The sequence below is a fragment of the Shinella curvata genome, assembly GCF_022899935.1.
Taxonomy (GTDB): Bacteria; Pseudomonadota; Alphaproteobacteria; order Rhizobiales; family Rhizobiaceae; genus Shinella; species Shinella curvata.
The window spans coordinates 560,062-582,633 of record NZ_JALJCJ010000002.1 but is presented as its reverse complement, the minus strand read 5'-3'; the positions used below and the strand labels follow the sequence as shown (position 1 = coordinate 582,633).

The window sequence follows — 22,572 nt, the reverse complement described above, 5'->3', positions numbered from 1 at the left end:
CGTAAGATATTCTTCCCTTCTCACTCTGGAGGAGGAAGAGAATGAAACTGAGGACATGGATTGCCGCCGCCCTTCTCGTGGCGCCGGGCATGGCGCTCGCCGCCGAGCCGATCGAAGGCAGCTGGAAGACGGCGAGCGGCGCGACGGCCGCCATCGCCAAATGCGGCGGCAGCTTCTGCATCACGCTGAAATCGGGAAAATTCGCCGGCAAGCGTATCGGCAAGCTCGACGGCTCGGGCGCGGACTATTCCGGCTCGATCACCGACCCCGAAACCGACAAGACCTATAGCGGATCCGGCGCGGTCAAGGGCAATTCGCTGCGCCTGAAGGGCTGCGTGCTCGCGGTACTCTGCAAGTCGCAGACATGGTCGCGGCTCTGAACGGGAACACTCTCGGAAAAAGGCCGGCGCTCGCGCCGGCCTTTTTGTTTGGAGACAGGGCGCGAGCGGAGGCCGAAATCCGAATCACACCGTTTCTGAACGGGAGATGAATTGCCCTCTCAGGGAGCGTTCAGTCCCGCAATGCGACAAGACGTATATTGAAACCGCATTCAGGGACGAACACCATGGACATTCTTGCACGCCGCCTGACGATCATAACCCTGCTGATGGCCATCTTCGCCATCATGCTGGCCGCCGCCGTCGAGACCGACTATCGCCGCAGCACGCACAACACGACCGGCAAGCTGATCGCCTGCGCCACGCCGCACGCCTGCAGCGCCTCGCTCTGAGCCAAATCAAGATCCGCCGTGGAAGAAACGACACATGACCGCCGCCCTCCTCCATACCTCCGCCACCGCGCTGCGCATCCTCGCCCTTTCGGCGATGATGATCGCCCCGGTCGGCGCCCTTGCCTGGAGCAATGCCGGCGGTCTCGGCATCGAAAAACAGGGCGCAGGCCTCATGCTCTTCATCACCCTCCAGCGCCAGTCGATGAGCTGATCACTTCCCATCCCTTCCTTCCGTGCTAAACCGGGCCAGCCTTCTCTACCCCGGAGCCCGGATGAAACCCCTCCTCGTCTTTTCCGCCGCCGCCCTTGCCGAAATCGCCGGCTGCTTTGCCTTCTGGGCCTGGTGGCGTCTCGACAAATCCATGCTGTGGCTGCTTCCCGGCATGGCTTCACTGGCCTTGTTCGGCTGGCTGCTCACCCAGGTCGACAGCGCCTTTGCAGGACGCGCCTATGCGGCTTACGGCGGGGTTTACATCGCCGCCTCGCTGCTCTGGCTGTGGCTGGCCGAAGGCATGCGGCCCGACCGTTTCGACATGGCGGGGGCAGCATTGGCGCTGGTCGGCGCCGGCATCATTCTAGCGGCGCCAAGATAGGACTTGTGGGCACGCCGGACTTGTCGTTTGCTTGTAAAAAAACAGCCCCTATAGTGATTCATGAGCAAACGAATCTTTTCCCCAAAGCCGCTTTCCTTCGCCACGCCAGAGCCTTACGAGCCGCGCTCCTTCGAGGATCCGGTGGCCGCGGTCGATGCTCTTCAGGAGCTTTACGACCGCAACACGACATTCCTGACCGATGCCTTCGTCTCGCTCGGCGAAACGGGCACGCCACCCAAGCGCTTCCGTGCCTGCTACCCGCAGGTCTCGATCGAGACGACCAGCTTCGGCCATATCGATTCCCGCCTCTCCTATGGCTATGTCGCGGCGCCCGGCATCTACACCACGACCGTCACCCGCCCGAAACTCTTCCGTCACTACCTGAAGGAACAGCTCGGCCTCCTGATGCGCAATCACGGTGTGCGCGTCATCGTGTCGGAATCGACGACGCCGATCCCCCTGCATTTCGCCTTTGGCGAAGGCGCCTATGTGGAGGCGGAGATTGCCGAGGGCATCGAGCTGCCGCTGCGCGACCTCTTCGACGCCCCTGACTTGACGACGACGGACGACGAAATCGCCAACGGCTCCTATGAGCCCGGCCCCGGCGAACCCCTGCCGCTCGGTCCCTTCACCGCGCAGCGCATCGACTATTCTCTTGCTCGGCTCAGTCATTATACCGCGACCCGCGCCGAGCATTTCCAGAATTTCGTGCTCTTCACGAACTACCAGTTCTACGTGGACGAGTTCTGCGAATGGGCACGCCAGCAGATGGCCGAGGGCGGCAACGGCTACACGGCCTTCGTCGAACCCGGAAACCTCGTCACGGTGGCGGGCGCCGACAAGCCGGAACCCAACATCACGCCCGGCCGCCTGCCGCAGATGCCGGCCTATCACATCAAGAAGAAGGGCCATGGCGGCATCACGCTGGTCAATATCGGCGTCGGCCCCTCCAACGCCAAGACGATCACCGACCACATCGCCGTGCTGCGCCCGCATGCTTGGCTGATGCTCGGCCATTGCGCCGGCCTGCGCAACAGCCAGACGCTGGGCGACTACGTGCTGGCGCACGCCTATGTGCGTGAGGACCACGTGCTCGACGACGATCTGCCCGTCTGGGTGCCGATCCCGGCGCTGGCCGAGGTTCAGGTGGCGCTTGAAAGCGCTGTCGAAGAGGTCACCGGCCTCGAAGGCTACGACCTCAAGCGCATCATGCGCACCGGCACCGTCGCCACCATCGACAACCGCAACTGGGAACTGCGCGACCAGCGCGGCCCGGTCAAGCGCCTCTCGCAGTCGCGCGCCATCGCGCTCGACATGGAATCCGCCACCATCGCCGCCAACGGCTTTCGTTTCCGTGTGCCCTACGGCACCCTGCTCTGCGTCTCCGACAAGCCGCTGCATGGCGAGTTGAAACTGCCCGGCATGGCCACCGCTTTTTATCGCAAGCAGGTCAACCAGCATCTGCGCATCGGCATCCGTGCGCTGGAAAAGCTCGCCGGCATGCCGACGGAGAAGCTGCATTCCCGCAAGCTCAGGAGCTTCTTCGAGACGGCGTTTCAGTAAAGCGCCGGTACAGGGCCAAAGAAAAGGGGCGGTAAACCGCCCCTTTTCGTTTCCAATCAGGCCGTCATCACCTTCCAGGCATGTTCCAGGCCCTTGCGGGTGATGTCGATCATCTGGTCGACTTCGGCATGGCTGATGACGAGCGGCGGGGAGAAGAGCATGCGGTCGCCGGTGGCGCGCAGCACGAGGCCGTTTTCCAGGCAATGGTTGCGCACGGTGACGCCGGCCTTTTCCTTGTCCTCGAAGCGCTTGCGGGTGGTCTTGTCCTCGGTGAGCTGCACGGCGGCCATCAGGCCGACCTGCTGGATTTCGCCGACGATCGGCAGGTCTTCCAGCGACTTGAGGCCTGCGGCGAGATAGGGGCCGATATCGTCGTGCACGCGCTCGACGAGCTTTTCATCCTCGATGATGCGCAGGTTTTCCAGTGCGGCGGCGGCGCAGACCGGGTGGCCGGAATAGGTGAAGCCGTGGTTGAAATCACCGACCTCCTCGACCAGCACATTGCCGACGTGGTCGGAGACCATGACGCCGCCGATCGGGAGATAACCCGAGGACAGGCCCTTGGCGATTGGCGCCAGATCCGGTTCCACGCCAAAGTGCTGGTGGCCGAACCAGTGGCCGGTGCGGCCGAAGCCGCAGATGACTTCATCGCAGACGAGCAGGATGTTACGCGCCTTGCAGATACGGGCGATTTCCGGCCAGTAGGTCGCCGGCGGCACGATGACGCCGCCAGCACCCTGGATCGGTTCGGCGACGAAGGCGGCGACATTGTCTTCGCCCAGTTCGTCGATCTTCTCTTCCAGCTGGCGGGCCATCTTCAGGCCGAATTCGTCCGAGGTCAGGTCACCGCCCTCGGCATACCAGAAGGGCTGGTCGATGTGGTGGATTCCGGCGATCGGCAGGTCGCCCTGCTCGTGCATCCACTTCATGCCGCCGAGTGAAGCGCCGGCGACAGTGGAGCCGTGATAGCCGTTCTTGCGGGCGATGATTGCCTTCTTTGTCGGCTTGCCCATGGCGCCCCAGTAGACGCGGGCCATGCGGAACCAGGTGTCGTTGGCCTCCGAGCCGGAACCGGTGAAGAACACGCGGTTGATGTTCGGACCGGCGTGCGAGGTGATCTTCTGGGCAAGCAGCACGGCCGGCGGCGTCGTCGTGCCAAAGAACGTGTTGTAGTAGGGCAGCTCGTTCATCTGGCGCACGACGGCGTCCGCGATCTCCTTGCGGCCATAGCCGATATTGACGCACCAGAGGCCGGCGAAGCCGTCGAGGTAACGCTTTCCGTGATTGTCGAAGATGTGGCAGCCCTCACCGCGCTCGATGATGCGCGTGCCGGCCGCGTTCAGCTTCTTCATGTCCGAGAAGGGATGAAGATGATGGGCGGCATCGAGGGCACCGAGGTTCGAAACGGCTGCTGCGCTGGTCTTCGACATTTGACTACATCCTTGGGGGTAGGTCCCGCCTTATTGAACGCCGGGACAGAATGGGTTAGGAAAATGCCCATACAACAGGCATTTGGCAAGAGATCGAACGCAAGCAAAATTTCTTGTCCATGCTTCCCGCCAAACCAAAAGCAGGCACCATGACAAACCACAAGACGGCAGCCGGTTCTCCGCCTGCCAATGCTCCGGCCCGTATCGAAATCCTCCTCGTCGGCATGAACGGCGACCTGCGCGGCAAGCAGGTTCCGCTCGAAGGCGAGAAGAAAATCTGGGACGGTTCGGTGCGCCTGCCCTCCTCCACCCAGTCGCTCGACATCTGGGGCGACGACAATGACGACATCACCGGTCTGTCGCTTTCCGTCGGCGATCCCGACGGCGTCTGCATCCCCGACCGCCGCTCGCTGACCGTCCTGCCCTGGGCGCCGGAAGGCTCGAAGCAGGTGCTGGCCACCATGCACGAATTCGACGGCACCGCCTCCTTCATGGATCCGCGCGCCATTCTCGCACGCATGCTGAAGCGCTTTGAAGACAGGGGTTTGACGCCCGTCGTCGCGACCGAACTCGAATTCTACGTGGTGCAGGACGACTGGCACGTGACAGGCAAGCCGCGCCCGCCGGCTTCCCTGATGTATCGCGACCAGCCGAACGGCTACCAGCTCTACGACATGCGCGCCACCGACGCGCTCGACGGCTATCTCCAGACGGTGCGCGCCTGGGCGAAGGATATGGACCTGCCGGCCGACGCCACGACGGCGGAATTCGGGCCCGGCCAGTTCGAGATCAACCTGCTGCACCGCCCGGACGCGCTGGCGGCTGCGGATGACTGCATCTACCTCAAGCGCATCGCCGAGCTGGCCGCGCCGCGCTTCGGCCTGAAATCCACCTGCATGGCAAAGCCCTATGCCGACCAGGCGGGCTCGGGCCTGCATGTGCATTGCAGCGTCATCGACAAGGACGGCAAGAACATCCTCGACGCCAAGGGCGGCGATCCGGCCAAGCTGAAGTCGATCTGCGCCGGCATGTTGCAGACGATGCGCGATGCGCAGCTGATCTTCGCGCCCTTCGCCAATTCTTATCGCCGCTTCCAGCCGGGCTCCTTCGCACCTGTTGATCTGACCTGGGGTTTCGGCCACCGTGGCACCGCTATCCGCATCCCGGACAAGGACGGCCCGGCAGCGCGCGTCGAGCACCGCGTCGCGGGAGCCGACGTCAACCCGTATCTGCTGCTGACGGCAATCCTCGGCGGCATCCTGCTCGGCCTCGACAACGAGCTCGATCCGGGTCCGGTGACGGAACCGGGCAAGGATGCGCCGGATGCCAAGCGCCTGACGCACGATTTCCTGACCGCCGTGGAAGAATTCTCCGCCTCGCCCTTCATCAAGGACGCTTTTGGCGCGGACTATCAGAAGCTTTACGGCGATACGAAGCGCAAGGAAGCGATCACCTACCTGCGCACGGTCTCGGATTTCGACTACCAGACCTATCTGCCGCGTATCTAAGACACGACCGGCCTTCGCGCGACCGTCGCGCGGAGGCCGTCAATCGCCCGAAAGCGGTTGCAGGAAGGTTCGGTCGTAGCTTGAGAAGGGCGGATTCTTTGAGAAGCGGGCATTGGCCGCGATGCCATCGGCATCCTCGGCGACCTTGTCGCGATAGAGCAGATAGGCCGCTTCATCCGGAAACGTGAAGAGCGCAACGGCGATATCGCCAGCCCCATCACCGCCCGCGCCGGGAAAACTCACAGCAGCGCCTTCGGGCTTTTCGCGGGGCATGAAATAGCCATGGTGCGTTCCGCCATGGCGCTCGATGAGCGTGGTCCAGATCCGCGCATAATCGTAAAAATCCGCCATCCTTTCGGGATCCAGACGATACCGAACCTCGCAGGTAACCGGCGCGGTCCGCATCAGGCGGCGGCCGTTTCGGCCGATGTCGCGGCCTTCTCCTCGGCCTTGGGCACGATGACCTTCAGTTCGCCGGGATGCAGGCGGATCGAGACGTCCCGGTCCATCGGCAGCAATTCACCGTCGATGACGCAGTTGATGGCGCGATCGACCTTCGGGAAATGCAGGTCCACCGCCGTGCCGGTCATTTCCGTGACGTCGGCGTTTTCGCGCAATTTTCCCCGCAGGATATCGAAGGCGAGCTTGGCGACGCCGGCCGGTTTCAGCGGGTTCGTCGTGTAGAAGCCGAGATGGCCGCCGGTCAGGTCTTCCGCATAGAGCAGGCCGTTTTCGCCGAACCGGTTGTTCGAGACATTGATGGCCGAGACCTTGCGGTGCTCCTGCACGCCATCGACATCGAACTCCACCTCGAATTCCGGCGGATTGAAGATGACGCCGACAGCCGCACGGGTGTTGGCGGCGATCTTGCCGACACGGGACTTGTAGGTCATCGAGTTGCGCATACGCACCATGCGGGCATGCAGGCCGGCGGAAAACTGGTGCACGAAGGCGCGGTCATCCGCCGTGCCGATATCGGCGGCGGCGATGTCGCCATCAGCCAGTGCATCGATCGCCTGCCAGATATCGAGCGGGATCTTCAGCGAGCGCGCGAAGAGGTTCATCGTGCCGGCCGGGATGATGCCGAGCGGCATCTTGTTCTGCCAAGCGAAACCGGCGGCGGCCGAGACCGTGCCGTCACCGCCGCCGGCCAGCATCGCATCGAGATCGTTGCGGTCCGAACAGCGGCGCAGCGCCATTTCGATATCGGCCCCTTCGACGATATCGCAATCAAGATGATGTCCTGCCTCCGCAAAAACCCTCTCGGCATGGCGGGCATAGGCCTCCATGTCGGTGGTGCGGAACGTCCCCCCGTCCCTATTGAAAATTGCCTGTACGCGCATTCGTCTACTCCGTTTATCGGCCGAGAACGCCTGAAGGGATGAAGTCGATCCATTAGATAGTCGAGAAAGCGGCGATTAACAGGCGTGGTCGAAACAGAGTGCAACAAATCGTGAAATGGCCCCGTGTTGGCCAAAAGCAGGGCGGTGAAAAATCGGGATAGGAAGTTTGCCTTAGTTTGATATAGTGCAAGCCGGTCGCGTGCGTCGGGAGTGCGTGCGCCGGCTTGAACCTACCTTCCTATCGTGGCCGATCCGGCCGGACCAAACCACAGCAGCAGCCAGGAGGAGTGGCCGCCCTTGTGAGGGACCGTCATGGATTGACCGCGTGCGCCATCCTATCTGCGGAGCCGACCCGTGACTGAACACCCCCTGCCCAACGCCGCCCTCTCCTCCGGGCAGCCGCCGCTTTCGGCCCTCACCGTTACTCTCATCATTCTGGCGCTGGCCGTCGGCAGCTTCGGCATCGGCACCGGCGAATTCGCCATCATGGGCCTGCTGCCGGATGTCGGCACGACCTTCGGCGTAACGACGGCGCAGGCCGGTTACGTCATCAGCGCCTATGCCTTCGGCGTCGTGGTCGGTGCTCCCGTCATCGCGGTCATCGGCGCGCGCTTCCGCCGCCGCGACCTGCTGCTGGTGCTGATGGGCCTGTTTGCGGCCGGCAATCTCGCCAGCGCGGTCGCCCCGACCTTCGAGAGCTTCATCCTGTTCCGCTTCCTCTCCGGCCTGCCGCACGGCGCCTATTTCGGCGTTGCCGCGCTGGTCGCCGCCTCCATGGTGCCGGTCAACAAGCGCACGCAGGCCGTCGGCAAGGTCATGCTCGGTCTGACGGTCGCGACGCTGATCGGCACGCCGCTCGCCGCCTTCTTCGGCCAGCTCTTCGACTGGCAGTTCATGTTCGTCGCCGTAGGGATCACCGGCATGCTGACGGTGGCCCTCATCGCCATCTTCCTGCCGCGCGACAAGGCCCCGAAGGGCATCAATGCGCTGACGGAGCTCGGCGCGCTGAAGCGCAAGCAGGTCTGGCTGACGCTCGGCATTGCGGCCACCGGCTTCTGCGGCATGTTCGCGGTGTTCAGCTATATCTCGCCGATCGTCACCGAGGTCGCCGGCCTTCATGTCAGCATGGTGCCCGTCATCATGGCGATCTTCGGCTGCGGCATGATCGTCGGCAACATTTTTGGCGCCAAGCTTGCCGATCTTTCTCTCATGCGCACTATCGGCTGGTCGCTGGTGCTCTATTTCTTCGTGCTGATCAGCCTGTCGCTGACGGCGGAGAACCCGATCCTGCTCGGCGTCTGCTGCTTCCTCATCGGGTGCAGCTTCGTCGTCGGCCCCGCGCTTCAGACGCGCCTGATGGACGTTGCCGGCAATGCCCAGACGCTCGCCGCCGCCCTTAACCACTCCGCCTTCAACGTTGCCAATGCGCTCGGCGCGCTGTTTGGCGGCATGGCGATCAGCGCCGGCTACGGTTATGGATCGATGGGCTTCGTGGGCGCGGCAGCCACGGTGGTCGGCTTCGGCATCTATCTGGTCTCGATGACGCTCGACAAGATCGACAACGAGGAAACGCCGGTCTGCCCGGCCGAATAGGCGGCGCTCACGAGCGTGAAAATCAGGCGGCGTCCCTTCCGGGGGACGCCGTTTCCGTTTGCGGGGCAAGGCGGATGACGTTCTGGCCATCTTCGCAGATCACGTTCTGAGCGCCCCAGGCGGCCAGCGCCCGGATGATCGGCTCGAGGCTTCGGCCGGCCGTTGTCAGCGCATAATCGACGCGCGGCGGCACGACGGGAAAGATGGTGCGCGACAGGATGCCGGCATCTTCCAGCTCGCGCAGCTGCTTGGTCAGCATGCGCTGCGTGACGCTGGGCAGCCGGCGGCGCAGCTCGTTGAAGCGCAGCGTGCCCTCCATCATCAGGTGATAGAGAATCACACCTTTCCATTTTCCATCGAGGAAGGAGAGCGTCGATTCGACCGGGCAGCCGGGGAAATTCTTGGTGAGCTTGGCGCGCGGGCGGGACATGTCACGGTATCCTTTTCGACACTATGTGCACAAAATGTGCATTCTTGCGTTATCAGACGTTACTCTTCATCTAGTCTCCATTCAACGCGAAAGGAGACACCCATGCGCGCCATCGCCTACCAGACCCCGCAGGCCATCACCGCCGACACAGCCCTCGTCGAGATCGACCTGCCCACACCGGAGCCGCAGGGACGCGACCTGCTGGTCGAGATCAAGGCCGTCTCGGTCAATCCGGTCGATACGAAGCTGCGGCGCAATGCGGCGCCCGCCGATGGCGGATGGCGCGTTCTGGGCTTCGACGCCGCCGGCATCGTCAAGGCGGTCGGCCCCGATGTCACGCTGTTCAAGGCGGGCGACGCCGTGTTCTATTCGGGCGCCATCGATCGACCGGGCACGAATTCCGAGTTCCACCTCGTGGACGAGCGCATTGTCGGCCGCAAGCCCGCCTCGCTCGATTTTGCCGCCGCCGCCGCCCTCCCGCTGACGGCGATCACCGCCTGGGAAATGCTTTTCGACCGGCTGAAGGTGCACGACGCCGTGCCGGGCGCCGCCAGGGCGCTCCTCATCATTGGCGGCGCCGGCGGCGTCGGCTCGATTGCCGTGCAGCTTGCCCGCCACCTGACCGACCTCACGGTCATCGCCACCGCCTCGCGGCCCGAAACGGCGGAATGGGTCAAGTCGCTTGGCGCGCATCATGTGGTGGATCACAGCAAGCCGCTCGCCGGTGAGGTCGCAGCCCTCGGCCTCGGCGCACCGGCCTTCGTCTTCTCGACGACCAATACGGAGGATCATCTTGCCGCCATCGTAGAGACCATCGCGCCGCAAGGCCGCTTCGGCCTGATCGACGATCCGAAGGTGCTTGACGTCATGCCCTTCAAGCGCAAGGCCGTCTCGACGCATTGGGAGCTGATGTTTACCCGCTCACTCTTTCAGACGGCTGACATGATCGAACAGCACACCCTTCTGAACGAGGTCTCGCGCCTTGTGGACGCGGGAACCCTGCTCACGACGCTGGCGGAAACCGTCGGCACGATCAATGCGGAAAACCTGAAGAAGGCCCATGCGATGATCGAGAGCGGGCGCACGCGCGGCAAGCTCGTACTGGCAGGTTTCTAAACTCGAAAATCGCCCTCCGCTGCTCGCTTCCAGAGCGGCGGAGGGGTGTTACCAAGGTGACAGGGGCGGCAAGGAACTCTGGTAGACATAGGCCATCGCAGCCCACCGAACGAAACGAAAAACGGCGGGCGGCACACGGGAAAGGAACACAGAACCCTTCCCGCAAACCTATGACGTTTATTGGAGATTTACGTGTCCGCCCTGATTGAAAGCATTACCGAGAGCCGCACCTTCGGCTTTATCGCCCGCACGATCCTGACCTCGATGTTCTGGCTGTCCGGCATCGCCAAACTGGCCGATTTCGATGGCGGCCTCCTGGAGATGACGCATTTCGGCCTTGAGCCGGCGGCCTTCTTCAATGTCGCCACGGCACTGACGCAGCTCATCGGCTCGGCCCTCATCATTTCCAACCGCTGGACCTGGCTCGGCGCCGGCATGCTCGCCGTCTTTACCGCGCTCACCATTCCGATCGCCCACAATTTCTGGGCGATGCAGGAACCGATGCGCACCATCGAATTCCATTTCGTCGCCGAACATATCACCGTCATCGGCGGCCTGATGGTGGTGGCTTGGAAGTCTGCAACCACTTCTGCCGTCCCTGCCCAATGACGGCAGGACCGGATGCCGCCGGCTCTCTCCAGTGCGGCATCCCGAGGACGGCCCTGCCTCTCCCGGCCGTCCCCCGCCCCGGCGCTCTCGCCGGGGCGGTTTGCGTTTGTCAGAGCGACGGCAATTTCAACGGCCCACCTGTCTTGATGCTGCGGATCGCGAAATTGGAGCGGATGTCGGTGACACCAGGCATGGTGAGCAGCGTCTCGGTCAGGAGACGCTCATAGGCGGAAAGATCCTCAACCACCACCTCCGCCAGAAAATCCGCATTGCCCGAGATCAGAAAACACGAGACGACCTCCGGCACCGCCAGAAGCGCCTCCTGCTGCGCCATGGCGTTTTCCCGGCTGTGATGCCCCACCTTGATCTCGACAAAGACGGTCAGGCCGAGCCCGACTTCCTTGCGGTCGATATCCGCCCGGTAGCCACGCAGCACGCCGGATTTTTCGAGATTGCGGATGCGTCGGAGGCAGGGTGAGGGTGAAAGGTTCACGCGCTCGGCGATCTCCACATTGGTCGCACGCGCATCCTCCTGCAGCACCTTGAGGATGGCGATATCGAATTTATCCAGATTTGGCATATTCGAAAACTTTCATGGCCTGGATTGGTGAAATCCTGCTCATCTTACGTTCTCAAGAGCACAACACGCAAGGACATGCCCCGGCCTTCGACGCTAGATTCTCGGCAGAAATGAGCCAGCGCAGAAAGGATACCCGCCATGGCCATGGTCTCGCTTTCCTCCGAAGACAAATCCAATCCGCTTGTCGCCGGCTATGCGGGCGGCGTGGTGACGGTGCTGATCTGGGCGCTCTGGGTGCTGGCGACGCGCCACACGGCCGCAACACCACTCGGCACGATCGATATCGGCCTCATCCGCTACGGCGTGCCGGCCATCCTGCTGGCGCCGATCTGGCTCAAGACCGGGCTTCTGCCGAAGAACGTGCCGCTCAAGTTGATCATCGTGATGGCGGCCGGTGCAGGCGCCGTCTTCTTCCAGGTCACGGCGGCGGCGCTGCATGTCACGCCGGCCGCACCGAGCGGCATCCTGCTCGGCGGCTCGTTGCCGCTGGCAACCGCGCTCATCGGCATGGTCCTGTTCGGCGAGCGGCCGGACCGCATGCGCCTTGCCGGCCTTGCCGCCATCGTTGCGGGCGTCGCGATCCTGCTCACCGCAAGCATGCTGAAAAGCGGCATGACCGCGACCGGCTTCGTGCTGCTGCCGATCGGCGCCGTGCTGTGGGCCGGCTTCACCCATGCCTTCCGCCGCTCGGGCCTTTCCGCCCTCGAAGGGGCCGCCATCATCGCGGTCTGGTCGTTCCTGATCCATCTGGTGCTCGCCGCGATCTTCGGCACGCACCTTGCCGCCGCCACCCTGCCCGACCTTGCGCTTCAGATCACCAGCCAGGGCATTCTTTCCGGCCTCGTCGCCACCTTCGCCTACGGCACCGCGATCCGCGCCCTCGGCGGCAGCCAGGCCGCCGCCTTCACCGCCATCACGCCGGTGCTCGCAACACTAGGCGGCGCGATCTTCCTCGGCGAAAGTTTTGGTATGGCCGAGATGACGGCCGCGCTGGTCGTCGGCGGCGGCGTGGCGCTCTCGACCGGCATCTTCTCTCCCAAGCGCTAGGCCGAAACGACAAAGGGCGCCCGCGGTTTTGCCGGGGGCGCCCTTTTCCGTGTCTGTGTTTCGGATCAGCCGTGCACGATCTCGCGGTGCTTCTGCAGGCGCTTGCCAAAGGCCTGGCTGACGCGGTCGAAGATGATCGCGATGCCGACGATGGCAAGGCCGTTGAAGATGCCGAGCGTGAAATACTGGTTGGAGATCGCCTTCAGAACCGGCTGGCCGAGGCCTTGGACGCCGATCATCGAGGCGATGACCACCATGGCGAGCGCCATCATGATCGTCTGGTTGATACCGGCCATGATGGTTGGCAGCGCCAGCGGCATCTGCACGTTCTTCAGCTTCTGCCAGCTCGACGAGCCGAAGGCATCGGCCGCCTCCAGCACGTCCTTGTCGACGAGGCGGATACCCAGATTGGTCAGGCGGATCATCGGCGGTATGGCGTAGATGACGACGGCGATGAGGCCGGGCACCTTGCCGATGCCGAGCAGCATGACGACCGGGATCAGATAAACGAAACTCGGCATGGTCTGCATGACGTCGAGGATCGGATTGACCACGTTTTGCACGCGATCCGACCGCGACATGATGATGCCGATCGGAATGCCGATGGCGATCGACAGCACGGTACAGACGAAGATCATCGAGACCGTCTTCATCGTATCGTCCCACATGTCGAAATAGCCGATGAGGAGCAGCGTGGCGACCGTGCCGGCGACGATCTTCCAGTTGCGGCTGGCGAACCAGGCGATGGCGGCGATCAGCAGAATGATGATCGGCCAGGGCGTCTTGGTCATGAACCGCTCGGACCAGATCAGGAAGTGCTGCAGCGGCACGAAGATCGATTCGATGCCGTCACCATAGGCGCGGGTAAATCCGCGGAACGCCTCGTCGATGCCCTTCTTGAGGTCACGCAGGCTATCCGCATTCATTGTGGGAAATTTCGTAAACCAGTCCATGTCGATCCCCTTCCGGCTCTGTCCGGTCTTGCGCCGGTTTCATGAGCCAACCCTGAAGCATGCCGAGGGAAAGGGCGCTGCGATTTGCGCCAAAGGCATGCGCTAAAACGAAGGCAAAGGGCGGCGCGCCGAAAACGCGCCGCCCGAATCCTTGATCAGGCGATCAGAGAGCGGCCTTGATCTTCTCGGCAGCTTCCGGCGAGACCCAGTCCTTCCACAGGGCTTCGTTCTCTTCCAGGAAGTGCTTGGCGCCATCGTCGCCGCTCGCCTGGTTGTCGGTCATCCAGGCCATCAGCTTGTTGACCGTGTCGTTCGACCAGGCGCGCTTGTTAAGGTAGCCCATGACGTCTTCGCCGGCACGCTCGGAGAAGCCCTTGGTGACGAGCGTCTGGACCTTGTCCTTCGGCCAGTCGTTCTTCTTCGGGTCTGCGCAGTCGGCGACGGTGTTGCAGCGCTTCCACTCGGCGGCGTCATAGGGAACGCCATGCTCGAGCTTCACCATCTCGTACTTGCCGAGAAGCGCCGTCGGGGCCCAGTAGTAACCGACCCAGCCTTGCTTGCGCTCGTAGGCCTTGGCGATCGAACCGTCGAGGCCGGCGGCCGAGCCCGTGTCGACGAGCGTGAAGTTCGCCGCTTCGCCGCCATAGGCCTTGTAGAGCTGGCCGGTCACGACGGTACCGCCCCAGCCCTGCGGGCCGTTGTGCACGGCGCCCTTGCTGGCGTCTTCCGGATCCGGGAACAGCTCCGGATGCTTCAGCGCATCGTCAATCGTCTTGATGTCGGGATTGGCGTCGGCGATGTATTTCGGGATCCACCAGCCCTGGACGGCAGCGTCGGAGAGTGCCACGGCAGCGCCGATCAGCTTGCCTTCCTCGATGCCGCGGTTGACGACGTCCGGCAGCAGGTCGACCCAGCCTTCCGGCGCCAGATCCGGCTCGCCCTTTTCGATCATCGAGGTGATGGTCGGAACCGTGTCACCGACGATGACTTCGGCATTGCAGCCGTAGCCTTCGGTCAGAATGAACTTGTCGAGTGCGGCCAGCACTTCGGCGCTCTGCCAGTTCATGCTGGCGATGGTCACGTCGCCGCATTCGGCGCGTGCAGCGCCCGTCATGGCCAGAAGGCCAGCGACGAGGCAGGTGGAAGCAAGAAGATGTTTCATATCCGTTCCCTCATGTCGACGGTGTCATTGTGCCCAGTCAGGCCCTGCCGCACCGTCGCCGCCGGGCCCTTGATCGTTAGCGAATGCGGATAAAACCGCGATACCGCACCCTCGACTTTTGCAGGTGCGGGGTCGAATGCCGGTACAAATGCGTCTGCGATTGACCCCAATGCGTCATGAGCCCATCAAATCCGCAAGACCGTCCCGACTTTATCCAAGACCGGAAGCACGGGGGCAATGGTATGATACAATTCAACTTTTTCAACCGCAAAACAAAAGGCCGGCAGAAGCCGGCCTTTGCTTATTGCGACATGTCAGGAAAAATCAGGCGTCGCGCCGGCCCTGGATGACATGCACCCGGCCACCGACCTTGACGCGTTCGTAAAGGTCGATCACGTCGTGGTTCAGCATGCGCACGCAACCGCTCGACATGGCCTGGCCGATCGACCAGGGCTGGTTGGTGCCATGGATGCGGAACATGGTGTCGTTGCCGTTCTGGTAGAGGTAGATGGCGCGCGCGCCAAGCGGGTTGTTCGGGCCGCCTTCGAGGCCGCCGGCATATTTCAGGTTCTTCTTCGGATCGCGGCGGATCATGTTCGGCGTCGGCGTCCAGGTCGGCCATTCCGCCTTGCGACCGATATAGGCGCTGCCCGCCAGCGAATAACCCTGCCGGCCGACGCCGATACCGTAACGCATCGCCCGGCCACCGCCCAGCACGTAGTAAAGCCGACGGGCCGGCGTATCGACGACGATGGTGCCGGCGGCGTGATCGGTGCTGTAGGCGACTTCCTGGCGGCGCAGTTCCGGCTTGATCTTGTCGAGCGACATCGCCTTCAGCGGATGTTTCTCGTCCAGCCGGTCGCCGTAATTGGCGCGGTCACTGGTGCCGTTGGTCGCGCAGCCTGCCAGCAGTGCAGACGCGCCAAGCAGGAATCCGCGGCGGGAAATCGACATGGTTAAAGCCCCTTTAAGATCAGTCCTCGGGGCCGAGAATTATGCGGTTATGGTTAATCGAGGGTTAAGGAGCGCGCTGCGGTTGCAGGAACGATTAAGGTCGGTGACGAAAAGAAGGCGGGATCGGCCCTGCCAAAAACGCCCGGGCGGGAATCGGAAGCACCTCCCTCTCCTCCGTCATCCTCGGCCTTGAGCCGAGGATCCATGCCACGAATTCGGGGAGTGCCGTACGCGTGGATCCTCGGCTCAAGGCCGAGGATGACGGAGGAGAGGTGACGGCCTTTGATCGGCAAGTTGAATCGTCGGCGAGCAACACGCCATGGCTAAAGGCGGCACAGCAGTAAAAAGGCCGCCTCAAGGGCGGCCTTCGTTATTTTGCGCTGAGCGCATCACATATTCGGATAGACCGGCCCTTCGCCGCCCTGCGGCGGCACCCAGTTGATGTTCTGGTTGGGGTCCTTGATGTCGCAGGTCTTGCAGTGCACGCAGTTCTGCGCGTTGATGACGAAGACTTGCCTGCCGTCCTTCTCCACCCATTCGTAGACACCGGCCGGACAGTAGCGCGTCGACGGACCGGCATAGATGTCGAGTTCCGACGTCTTCTGCAGCTCCGGGTTCTTCACCTGGAGATGGATCGGCTGGTCTTCCTCGTGGTTGGTGTTCGACAGGAACACCGAGGACAGACGGTCGAAGGTCAGAACGCCATCCGGCTTCGGATAGTCGATCCGCTTGTGTTTGGCGGCCGGTTCCAGCGACTGCGCATCGGTCTTGCCGTGCTTCAGCGTGCCGAAGATCGAGCCGCCGAACAGCGTGTTCGTCCACATGTCGAGCCCGCCGAGCGCCACGCCGATAGCCGTGCCGAACTTCGACCACAGCGGCTTGACGTTGCGCACCTTCCTGAGGTCCGAGCCGATGGCGCTGTCGCGCCAGCCCTGCTCGATCTCGATCGGCTCGTCATTGGCGCGGCCATGGGCAATCGCATCCGCCAGCTTCTCGGCGGCGAGAATGCCCGAGAGCACCGCATTGTGGCTGCCCTTGATGCGCGGCACGTTGACGAAGCCGGCCGAGCAGCCGATCAGCGCGCCGCCGGGGAAGGACAGTTTCGGCACCGACTGGTAGCCGCCCTCCGTGATGGCGCGCGCACCATAGGACAGGCGCTTGCCGCCCTCGAACGTGCCCCTGATCGCCGGATGCGTCTTGAAGCGCTGGAATTCCTCGAAGGGGAAGAGATAGGGGTTCTTGTAGTTGAGGTGCACCACGAAGCCGACGGCGACCATGTTGTCTTCGAGGTGATAGAGGAACGAGCCGCCGCCGGTCTTCATGCCGAGCGGCCAGCCGAAGGAGTGCTGCACGAGACCCAGCTTGTGGTTCTCCGGCTTGACCTGCCAGAGTTCCTTGAGGCCGATGCCGAACTTTTGGGGTTCGCGATCCTTCTGGAGATCGAACTTCGCAATCAGCTGCTTGGCGAGCGAGCCGCGCACGCCCTCCGAGATCAGCGTGTACTTGCCGATGAGCGCCATGCCGCGCGTGTAGTTCGGGCCTGGCTCGCCGTTGCGCTCGATGCCCATGTCGCCGGTCGCGACGCCGATGACGGCGCCCTCGTCATTGTAGAGCACTTCGGAGGCGGCAAAGCCGGGATAGATCTCGACGCCGAGCTCTTCCGCCTTGGTCGCCAGCCAGCGACAGACATTGCCGAGCGAGACGATGTAGTTGCCGTGGTTGTTCATCAAAGGCGGCATGGCGAAGTTCGGCAGGCGGATCGAACCGGCCGGGCCGAGCAGCAGGAAGTGGTCGTCCTTCACCTCGGTCTTGAACGGGTGGCTCTCATCCTCGCGCCAGTCGGGCAGCAGGCGGTCGATGCCGATGGGATCGACGACCGCGCCGGAAAGAATATGCGCGCCGACTTCCGAGCCCTTCTCGAGCACGACGACGGTGAGGTCCGGATTGACCTGCTTCAGCCGGATCGCCGCAGACAGACCCGCCGGGCCCGCACCGACAATCACAACGTCGAATTCCATCGACTCGCGTTCGGGAAGTTCCATTTCTTCGCTCATTGCTCTCTCCACCCGCAACCCCTCAAAGCCGCGGAAAATCCCTTAAGGTCGACCCTGTCATGACAAATACCGGAAATCTTGTCGAGCCGTTCTGCGACAGACTTTCCGGCATTTGCGCATGACCTCATGACAAGTCGCAAGTTTATTGACTAAGACGTAAACGTCAATCATTTGTCGGAGCGCTCGTCACACCTCGCTTGATTCCGCCGTCTCTCGGGACTAGGCATTCGACAGCCAGCCCGCGGAGAGCATTGTCACCCATGTCCGAGATTATCCGATCGCTCCAGCAAGACTTGAACGAATTCGGCACAGATCTCCACCTTATCGGAGGCGAGAAGCTCAACGGCCGGCACCCCGGCGAACACCCCGACAATTTCGGCGCGGGTGCCATGGCGCAGCCTGCGACACCGGAGGCCGCGGTCGCCATTGTTCGCTGGTGCATCGAGAACAATGTCCCCGTGGTGCCGCAGGGCGGACGCACCGGGCTCGTCGGCGGAGGGATAAGCCGGCCGGGTGAACTGATCCTGTCGACCGCAAAACTCGACCGTATCGAGGCGATCGACCCTCTCGCCCGCACCGCGACCGTCGGTGCCGGCGTGACGCTGCAGGCCCTGCAGGAGGCCGCCGCAGAATTCGGCCTCACGCCCGGCATCGATCTCGCCGCGCGCGGCAGCGCCACCATCGGCGGCATGATCGCCACCAATGCCGGCGGCATCCTGGCCTTCCGCAACGGCGTGATGCGCCACCAGGTGCTCGGCGTCGAGGCCGTCATGCCGGACGGCAGCCTCGTCAGCGATTTGACGCGTGTGCTGAAGGTCAGTGCCGGCCCTGACATCAAGCAACTCCTCATCGGCTCCGAAGGTGCCTACGGCTTCGTCACCCGGGCGGTGGTGAAGCTCGAAAGCTTCAATCCGATCCGCGCGACCGCCCTCGTCGGCGTCCCGGATGCGACATCCGCCCTCGCGCTGATCGGCTATTTCCGGGCGCAGCCTTCCCTGCAGCTCGAGGGCGCCGAACTGATGTGGCGGAATTTCTTCGTCGACAGCGCGCGCGAACGCAGCTTCGAGGTCGACTGGCTGGACGAAGAGACACCGGCCGTTTTGCTGATGGAGGTTTCAGCGGCCAGCGAAGAAAACGCCCGCAGTGCGCTGGAAGATGGCCTCGCCGGCCTCTGGGAGGAGCATGGCCTGACCAGCGGCATCGTCGCCGCGTCGCTCGACCAGGCACGACGCTTCTGGGCGCTGCGCGAGGAAAGCGACTTCATCTATCGCGTCCAGCCGGGCGCGCCCTCCTTCGACGTCTCGGTACCGCCCGGCGCACTCGACGCCTATGTCACAGGCCTCAAGGCGCGACTGAAGGCAGTCGATCCAGGCTTCGACGCCTATGTCTACGGCCATATCGCCGACGGCAACCTGCATATTTCCGTCATCGGCGACGGCGTGGCGGCGGCGGACCTCAAGGCGGCGATCGAGGATGCGGTCTATACCAGTGTCGCCGAAGCCGGCGGCAGTTTTTCCGCCGAACATGGGGTGGGAACGGAGAAGCGCCGTGCCTATCTCACCTTCGGAAATTCGGCCCGCCGCGCGGTCGCGCAGGCGATCAAGGCTGCTCTCGACCCGAAAAACCTCTTCAATCCCGGCAAGGTCCCCTACCGCGCCGACTGACATCGAACATACAAGGATATCGCCATGGATCTCGGTATTGCCGGCAAGCGCGCCCTCGTTCTCGCCTCCTCCCGCGGCCTCGGCAGGGGCATCGCCGTGGCGCTCGCCCGCGAGGGCGCCCATGTGCTGCTCTGCGGTCGCAGCGCCGAGACGCTTGCCGCCAATTGCGCGGCGATCAATGCCGAAGATTTTGGCCGCGCCGACTGGGTGCAGGCCGATCTCGGTGAGGAAAACTTCGTCGAAACCGTCGTCTCGTCGGTCGGCGAAAAGCTCGGCGGTATCGACATCCTCGTCAACAATTCCGGCGGACCGACGCCCGGCTCCACCGAGGACATGAGCGAAGAGAAGCTTCTCGCCTATTTCCAGTCCATGGTGCTGCGCCTCATCACGCTCACCAACCGCCTTCTGCCTGGCATGAAGGAGCAGCGTTGGGGCCGTATCCTCACCGTCGCCTCGTCCGGCGTCATAGAGCCGATTTCCGGCCTTGCCCTGTCCAACACGCTGCGCCCGGCGCTTGCCGGCTGGTCGAAGACGCTGGCGACGGAAGTCGCGCAATACGGCATCACCAGCAACATGCTGCTGCCCGGCAGCATTTTCACCGACCGGCTGAAGAGCCTGGATGCCGCCGCCGCCGAGCGCAGCGGCAGGAGCGTGGACGACGTAAAGGCCGCCTCGGAAAAGGCGATCCCCGCGCGCCGTTACGGCACCGTCGAGGAATTCGCTGCCACCGCCGCCTTCCTGTGCAGCGGCCCAGCGAGCTATGTCACCGGCAGCCTGGTGCGCTGCGACGGCGGCGCGGCGCATTCGGTCTGAACTTCCATCCGGCGAGCCTCCTTTTGGCTTGCCGGTTTTGCGAGGTCGGACAGGCATCCGCCCTTGCCATTCCCCCTCGCCTGTGTCATTTCGCGCCCTCTTCATTTCAGAGCGCATCTGATGCGCCCTTTCGCGCGGCGCCATTTGCGCCGCTTCAACACATTTCGACAGATGAGAGGGGCACGGCGATGGCACGGGCACTCGGGCTTGATTTTGGCACGACGAACACGGTTCTCGCGCTCGCTTCCGGCGGCAGCGAAACGCAATCCATGCATTTTACCAGCAGCGTCGGCGAGACCGATACGATGCGCACCGCGCTTTCCTTCATGAAGGATCCGGTGGCGGGAGCGCAGGCACTGAAGGTGGAGGCCGGACAGGCGGCGATCCGTCAGTTCATCGACAATCCCGGCGATTGCCGTTTTCTGCAGTCGATCAAGACCTTCGCGGCGAGCGCGCTTTTCCAGGGCACGCTGATCTTTGCCCGGCGACATTCCTTCGACGACCTCATGGAGGTATTCCTGCGCCGGCTGAAGGCCTATGCGGGCGAGGAATGGCCGGGCTCGGTCTCCCGGCTCGTCGCCGGTCGGCCGGTGCAGTTCGCCGGCGCCAGCCCCGACCCGAACCTTGCGCTCGAACGCTACAATGCAGCGCTGACGCGGCTCGGCTTTCCGGAAATCCACTACGTCTACGAACCGGTGGCGGCCGCCTATTACTTCGCGCAGACACTGAAGAGCGACGCAAACGTGCTGGTCGCCGACTTCGGCGGCGGCACGACCGACTATTCGCTGATCCGCTTCGAACGGCAGGCAGGCCGGCTGACCGCGACGCCGATCGGCCATTCGGGGGTCGGCATTGCCGGCGACCATTTCGATTCGCGCATGATCGCCCATCTCGTGGCGCCGGAAATCGGCAAGGGGTCGCACTTCAAGAGCTTCGACAAGGTTTTGGAGGTGCCCTCCGGCTACTACGCGAATTTCGCACGCTGGAACCAGCTGTCGATCTTCAAGACGACGCGTGAATTCGCTGACCTCAAGTCGCTTGTCCGCTCGGCGCTCGAACCGGAGAAACTGGAGCTCTTCATCGACCTCGTCGAACATGACGAGGGCTATCCGCTCTATCAGTCTATCTCGGCGACAAAGATGGCCCTGTCGGACGCAGAGGAAGCCGAGTTCAATTTCGCCCCGCTGGGCGCCGCCGGCCGCAAGACCGTAAAGCGCTCGGATTTCGAAACATGGATTGCGCCGGATCTTGTTCGCATCGAGGGCGCACTGGACGAGGTTCTGGAAAAGACGAACACCGCGGCCGGCGACGTCGACAAGGTCTTCCTGACCGGCGGCACCTCCTTCGTCCCGGCGGTGCGCAGCATTTTCACGCGCCGCTTCGACGGCGGGAAGATCGAGACCGGCGGCGAACTGCTCTCCATCGCCCATGGTCTGGCGCTGATCGGTGAAAGCGACGACGTGGCGCAATGGGCGGCGTGACGGCGGCGCTTTCCTCCGGGAGCCGGCTTCGCTAAGATACGCGACATGACCGCCGCCAATGACCTTCACCCCGAGCAGCTTCGTTCGCTTCTGCATTTCTATGCGGATGCGGGCGTGGAATGGCTGCTGGAAGAAGAAGCCGTCGACCGCATCGCCGAGTTCGAAGCGATGCGCGTTGCGCGGGGCACCCCTGCGCAGCGGGAGACCGCTCCCGCTCAACAGCAGGCAAGGCAGGCACCATCACGGCAGGAACAGCCACGCTCCGCACCGCCTGCCGCGATGCCGAACGTCGCGATCCCGGACAGCCAGGCGATCGCCGAGGCGGAATTTGCGGCAAATAGTGCGCGCTCGCTGGACGAACTGCGCACGGCGATGGAAAGCTTCAACGGCTGCAACCTGAAAACCAGCGCCCGCTGCCTCGTCTTCGCAGAGGGCAAGGCCAACCCCTCCATCATGGTGATCGGCGCCATGCCGAATGCCGACGACGACCGCGATGGGCAACCATTCTCCGGCCGGCAAGGTGCCGTGCTGGAGCGCATGCTTGCCGGCATCGGGCTTGCCCGCACCGACCTGCTGCTGACCAATATCGTGCCTTGGCGGCCGCCGGGCAACCGCCCGCCCTCGCAGCGCGAAGCCGATATCTGCCGCCCGTTCATCGAACGCCAGATCGCTCTTGCCGAGCCGAATCATTTGCTGATTCTCGGCAATTTCGCTGCCCGCTTCCTGTTGCGCTCCCAGGAGACGATCCATCAATTGCGTGGAGAATGGCGGGAAATCGAAATTTCCGGCCGTTCGATCCCGGCTTTCGCGACCCTCCACCCGCAGGATCTGGCCACAGCCCCGATCAGCAAGCGGCTGGCCTGGCAGGACTTGCTCGCTTTTCGCGCAGGGCTTCAAGGCTGACCAGCCAAGCCCAATTCAATCAATTCAACATCTTACAAAATCGAAT

The 22,572-nt window shown here is 63.3% G+C and carries 23 protein-coding genes; 14 read left to right on the top strand and 9 right to left on the bottom strand.

Annotation, left to right across the window (positions count from 1 at the left end; translation table 11 throughout):
- Positions 1–41: 41 nt before the first annotated feature.
- From MUU55_RS08900 to MUU55_RS08880, 5 genes are all read left to right on the top strand, one after another.
- The gene (locus tag MUU55_RS08900; protein WP_244760416.1) at positions 42–380 is read left to right on the top strand and encodes a DUF2147 domain-containing protein; all 339 of its coding nucleotides are present in this window, start codon (positions 42–44) and stop codon (positions 378–380) included.
- Positions 381–565: 185 nt separating this feature from the next.
- Entirely contained in the window at positions 566–730 is a 165-nt protein-coding gene (locus MUU55_RS08895) for a hypothetical protein (protein ID WP_244760415.1), read from the top strand.
- A 34-nt stretch (positions 731–764) separates the two neighbouring features.
- Positions 765–941, top strand: a complete 177-nt coding sequence (locus tag MUU55_RS08890) for a hypothetical protein (RefSeq protein ID WP_244760414.1) — start codon at positions 765–767, stop codon at positions 939–941.
- Positions 942–1,002: 61 nt separating this feature from the next.
- Positions 1,003–1,323: a YnfA family protein gene (locus tag MUU55_RS08885; protein ID WP_244760413.1), complete on the top strand. Its 321-nt coding sequence runs from the start codon at positions 1,003–1,005 to the stop codon at positions 1,321–1,323.
- 60 nt (positions 1,324–1,383) lie between these two features.
- Positions 1,384–2,886 (top strand): AMP nucleosidase, encoded by a 1,503-nt coding sequence (locus tag MUU55_RS08880; protein ID WP_244760412.1) that lies wholly within the window; start codon positions 1,384–1,386, stop codon positions 2,884–2,886.
- Positions 2,887–2,942: 56 nt separating this feature from the next.
- Here MUU55_RS08880 and MUU55_RS08875 read toward each other — a convergent pair whose 3' ends face one another.
- Positions 2,943–4,316 (bottom strand): aspartate aminotransferase family protein, encoded by a 1,374-nt coding sequence (locus MUU55_RS08875; RefSeq protein ID WP_244760411.1) that lies wholly within the window; start codon positions 4,314–4,316, stop codon positions 2,943–2,945.
- 149 nt (positions 4,317–4,465) lie between these two features.
- On the opposite strand from MUU55_RS08875, the gene MUU55_RS08870 reads away from it, so the two are divergent.
- A complete protein-coding gene (locus MUU55_RS08870; RefSeq protein WP_244760410.1) occupies positions 4,466–5,824 on the top strand; it encodes a glutamine synthetase family protein in 1,359 nt (452 codons plus the stop codon).
- Positions 5,825–5,863: 39 nt separating this feature from the next.
- Here the strand turns inward: MUU55_RS08870 and MUU55_RS08865 are convergent, their stop codons facing one another.
- A complete protein-coding gene (locus MUU55_RS08865) occupies positions 5,864–6,229 on the bottom strand; it encodes an NIPSNAP family protein (protein WP_280518894.1) in 366 nt (121 codons plus the stop codon).
- A complete protein-coding gene (locus MUU55_RS08860) occupies positions 6,229–7,167 on the bottom strand; it encodes a diacylglycerol/lipid kinase family protein (protein WP_244760408.1) in 939 nt (312 codons plus the stop codon). Before MUU55_RS08860 ends, MUU55_RS08865 begins: the two co-directional genes overlap by 1 nt.
- A 354-nt stretch (positions 7,168–7,521) precedes the next feature.
- Between MUU55_RS08860 and MUU55_RS08855 the strand changes: the two genes are divergently transcribed.
- Positions 7,522–8,760: an MFS transporter gene (locus MUU55_RS08855; protein WP_244760407.1), complete on the top strand. Its 1,239-nt coding sequence runs from the start codon at positions 7,522–7,524 to the stop codon at positions 8,758–8,760.
- A 22-nt stretch (positions 8,761–8,782) separates the two neighbouring features.
- On the opposite strand, the gene MUU55_RS08850 is transcribed toward MUU55_RS08855, so the two are convergent.
- Positions 8,783–9,190, bottom strand: coding sequence for a winged helix-turn-helix transcriptional regulator (locus MUU55_RS08850; protein ID WP_244760406.1), 408 nt, complete (start codon positions 9,188–9,190; stop codon positions 8,783–8,785).
- Positions 9,191–9,292: 102 nt separating this feature from the next.
- Here MUU55_RS08850 and MUU55_RS08845 point away from each other — a divergent pair, with 102 nt between their 5' ends.
- A complete protein-coding gene (locus MUU55_RS08845; protein WP_244760405.1) occupies positions 9,293–10,306 on the top strand; it encodes a zinc-binding alcohol dehydrogenase family protein in 1,014 nt (337 codons plus the stop codon).
- Between the two features lie 192 nt (positions 10,307–10,498).
- The gene (locus MUU55_RS08840; protein ID WP_244760404.1) at positions 10,499–10,915 is read left to right on the top strand and encodes a DoxX family protein; all 417 of its coding nucleotides are present in this window, start codon (positions 10,499–10,501) and stop codon (positions 10,913–10,915) included.
- A gap of 109 nt (positions 10,916–11,024) precedes the next feature.
- Here MUU55_RS08840 and MUU55_RS08835 read toward each other — a convergent pair whose 3' ends face one another.
- Positions 11,025–11,495: an Lrp/AsnC family transcriptional regulator gene (locus MUU55_RS08835; RefSeq protein ID WP_244760403.1), complete on the bottom strand. Its 471-nt coding sequence runs from the start codon at positions 11,493–11,495 to the stop codon at positions 11,025–11,027.
- Positions 11,496–11,633: 138 nt separating this feature from the next.
- Here MUU55_RS08835 and MUU55_RS08830 point away from each other — a divergent pair, with 138 nt between their 5' ends.
- The gene (locus tag MUU55_RS08830) at positions 11,634–12,542 is read left to right on the top strand and encodes a DMT family transporter (protein ID WP_425314158.1); all 909 of its coding nucleotides are present in this window, start codon (positions 11,634–11,636) and stop codon (positions 12,540–12,542) included.
- A gap of 65 nt (positions 12,543–12,607) precedes the next feature.
- On the opposite strand, the gene MUU55_RS08825 is transcribed toward MUU55_RS08830, so the two are convergent.
- The 4 genes from MUU55_RS08825 to MUU55_RS08810 all read right to left on the bottom strand — a co-directional run bounded on the left by MUU55_RS08825 (position 12,608) and on the right by MUU55_RS08810 (position 17,665).
- Positions 12,608–13,495 (bottom strand): ABC transporter permease, encoded by an 888-nt coding sequence (locus tag MUU55_RS08825; protein ID WP_244760402.1) that lies wholly within the window; start codon positions 13,493–13,495, stop codon positions 12,608–12,610.
- A 163-nt stretch (positions 13,496–13,658) separates the two neighbouring features.
- Positions 13,659–14,657, bottom strand: coding sequence for an ABC transporter substrate-binding protein (locus MUU55_RS08820; RefSeq protein WP_244760401.1), 999 nt, complete (start codon positions 14,655–14,657; stop codon positions 13,659–13,661).
- Positions 14,658–14,981: 324 nt separating this feature from the next.
- The gene (locus tag MUU55_RS08815) at positions 14,982–15,611 is read right to left on the bottom strand and encodes a L,D-transpeptidase (RefSeq protein ID WP_244760400.1); all 630 of its coding nucleotides are present in this window, start codon (positions 15,609–15,611) and stop codon (positions 14,982–14,984) included.
- Between the two features lie 389 nt (positions 15,612–16,000).
- Positions 16,001–17,665 (bottom strand): electron transfer flavoprotein-ubiquinone oxidoreductase, encoded by a 1,665-nt coding sequence (locus MUU55_RS08810; protein ID WP_244760399.1) that lies wholly within the window; start codon positions 17,663–17,665, stop codon positions 16,001–16,003.
- A 260-nt stretch (positions 17,666–17,925) separates the two neighbouring features.
- Between MUU55_RS08810 and MUU55_RS08805 the strand changes: the two genes are divergently transcribed.
- The 4 genes from MUU55_RS08805 to MUU55_RS08790 all read left to right on the top strand — a co-directional run bounded on the left by MUU55_RS08805 (position 17,926) and on the right by MUU55_RS08790 (position 22,526).
- Positions 17,926–19,329, top strand: a complete 1,404-nt coding sequence (locus MUU55_RS08805) for an FAD-binding oxidoreductase (protein ID WP_244760398.1) — start codon at positions 17,926–17,928, stop codon at positions 19,327–19,329.
- A 24-nt stretch (positions 19,330–19,353) separates the two neighbouring features.
- On the top strand, positions 19,354–20,142 hold the full coding sequence (locus tag MUU55_RS08800) for an SDR family oxidoreductase (protein ID WP_244760397.1): 789 nt from the start codon (positions 19,354–19,356) through the stop codon (positions 20,140–20,142).
- A 188-nt stretch (positions 20,143–20,330) separates the two neighbouring features.
- Positions 20,331–21,623 (top strand): Hsp70 family protein, encoded by a 1,293-nt coding sequence (locus MUU55_RS08795; RefSeq protein ID WP_244760396.1) that lies wholly within the window; start codon positions 20,331–20,333, stop codon positions 21,621–21,623.
- A 45-nt stretch (positions 21,624–21,668) separates the two neighbouring features.
- On the top strand, positions 21,669–22,526 hold the full coding sequence (locus MUU55_RS08790; RefSeq protein WP_244760395.1) for a uracil-DNA glycosylase: 858 nt from the start codon (positions 21,669–21,671) through the stop codon (positions 22,524–22,526).
- Positions 22,527–22,572 lie beyond the last annotated feature (46 nt).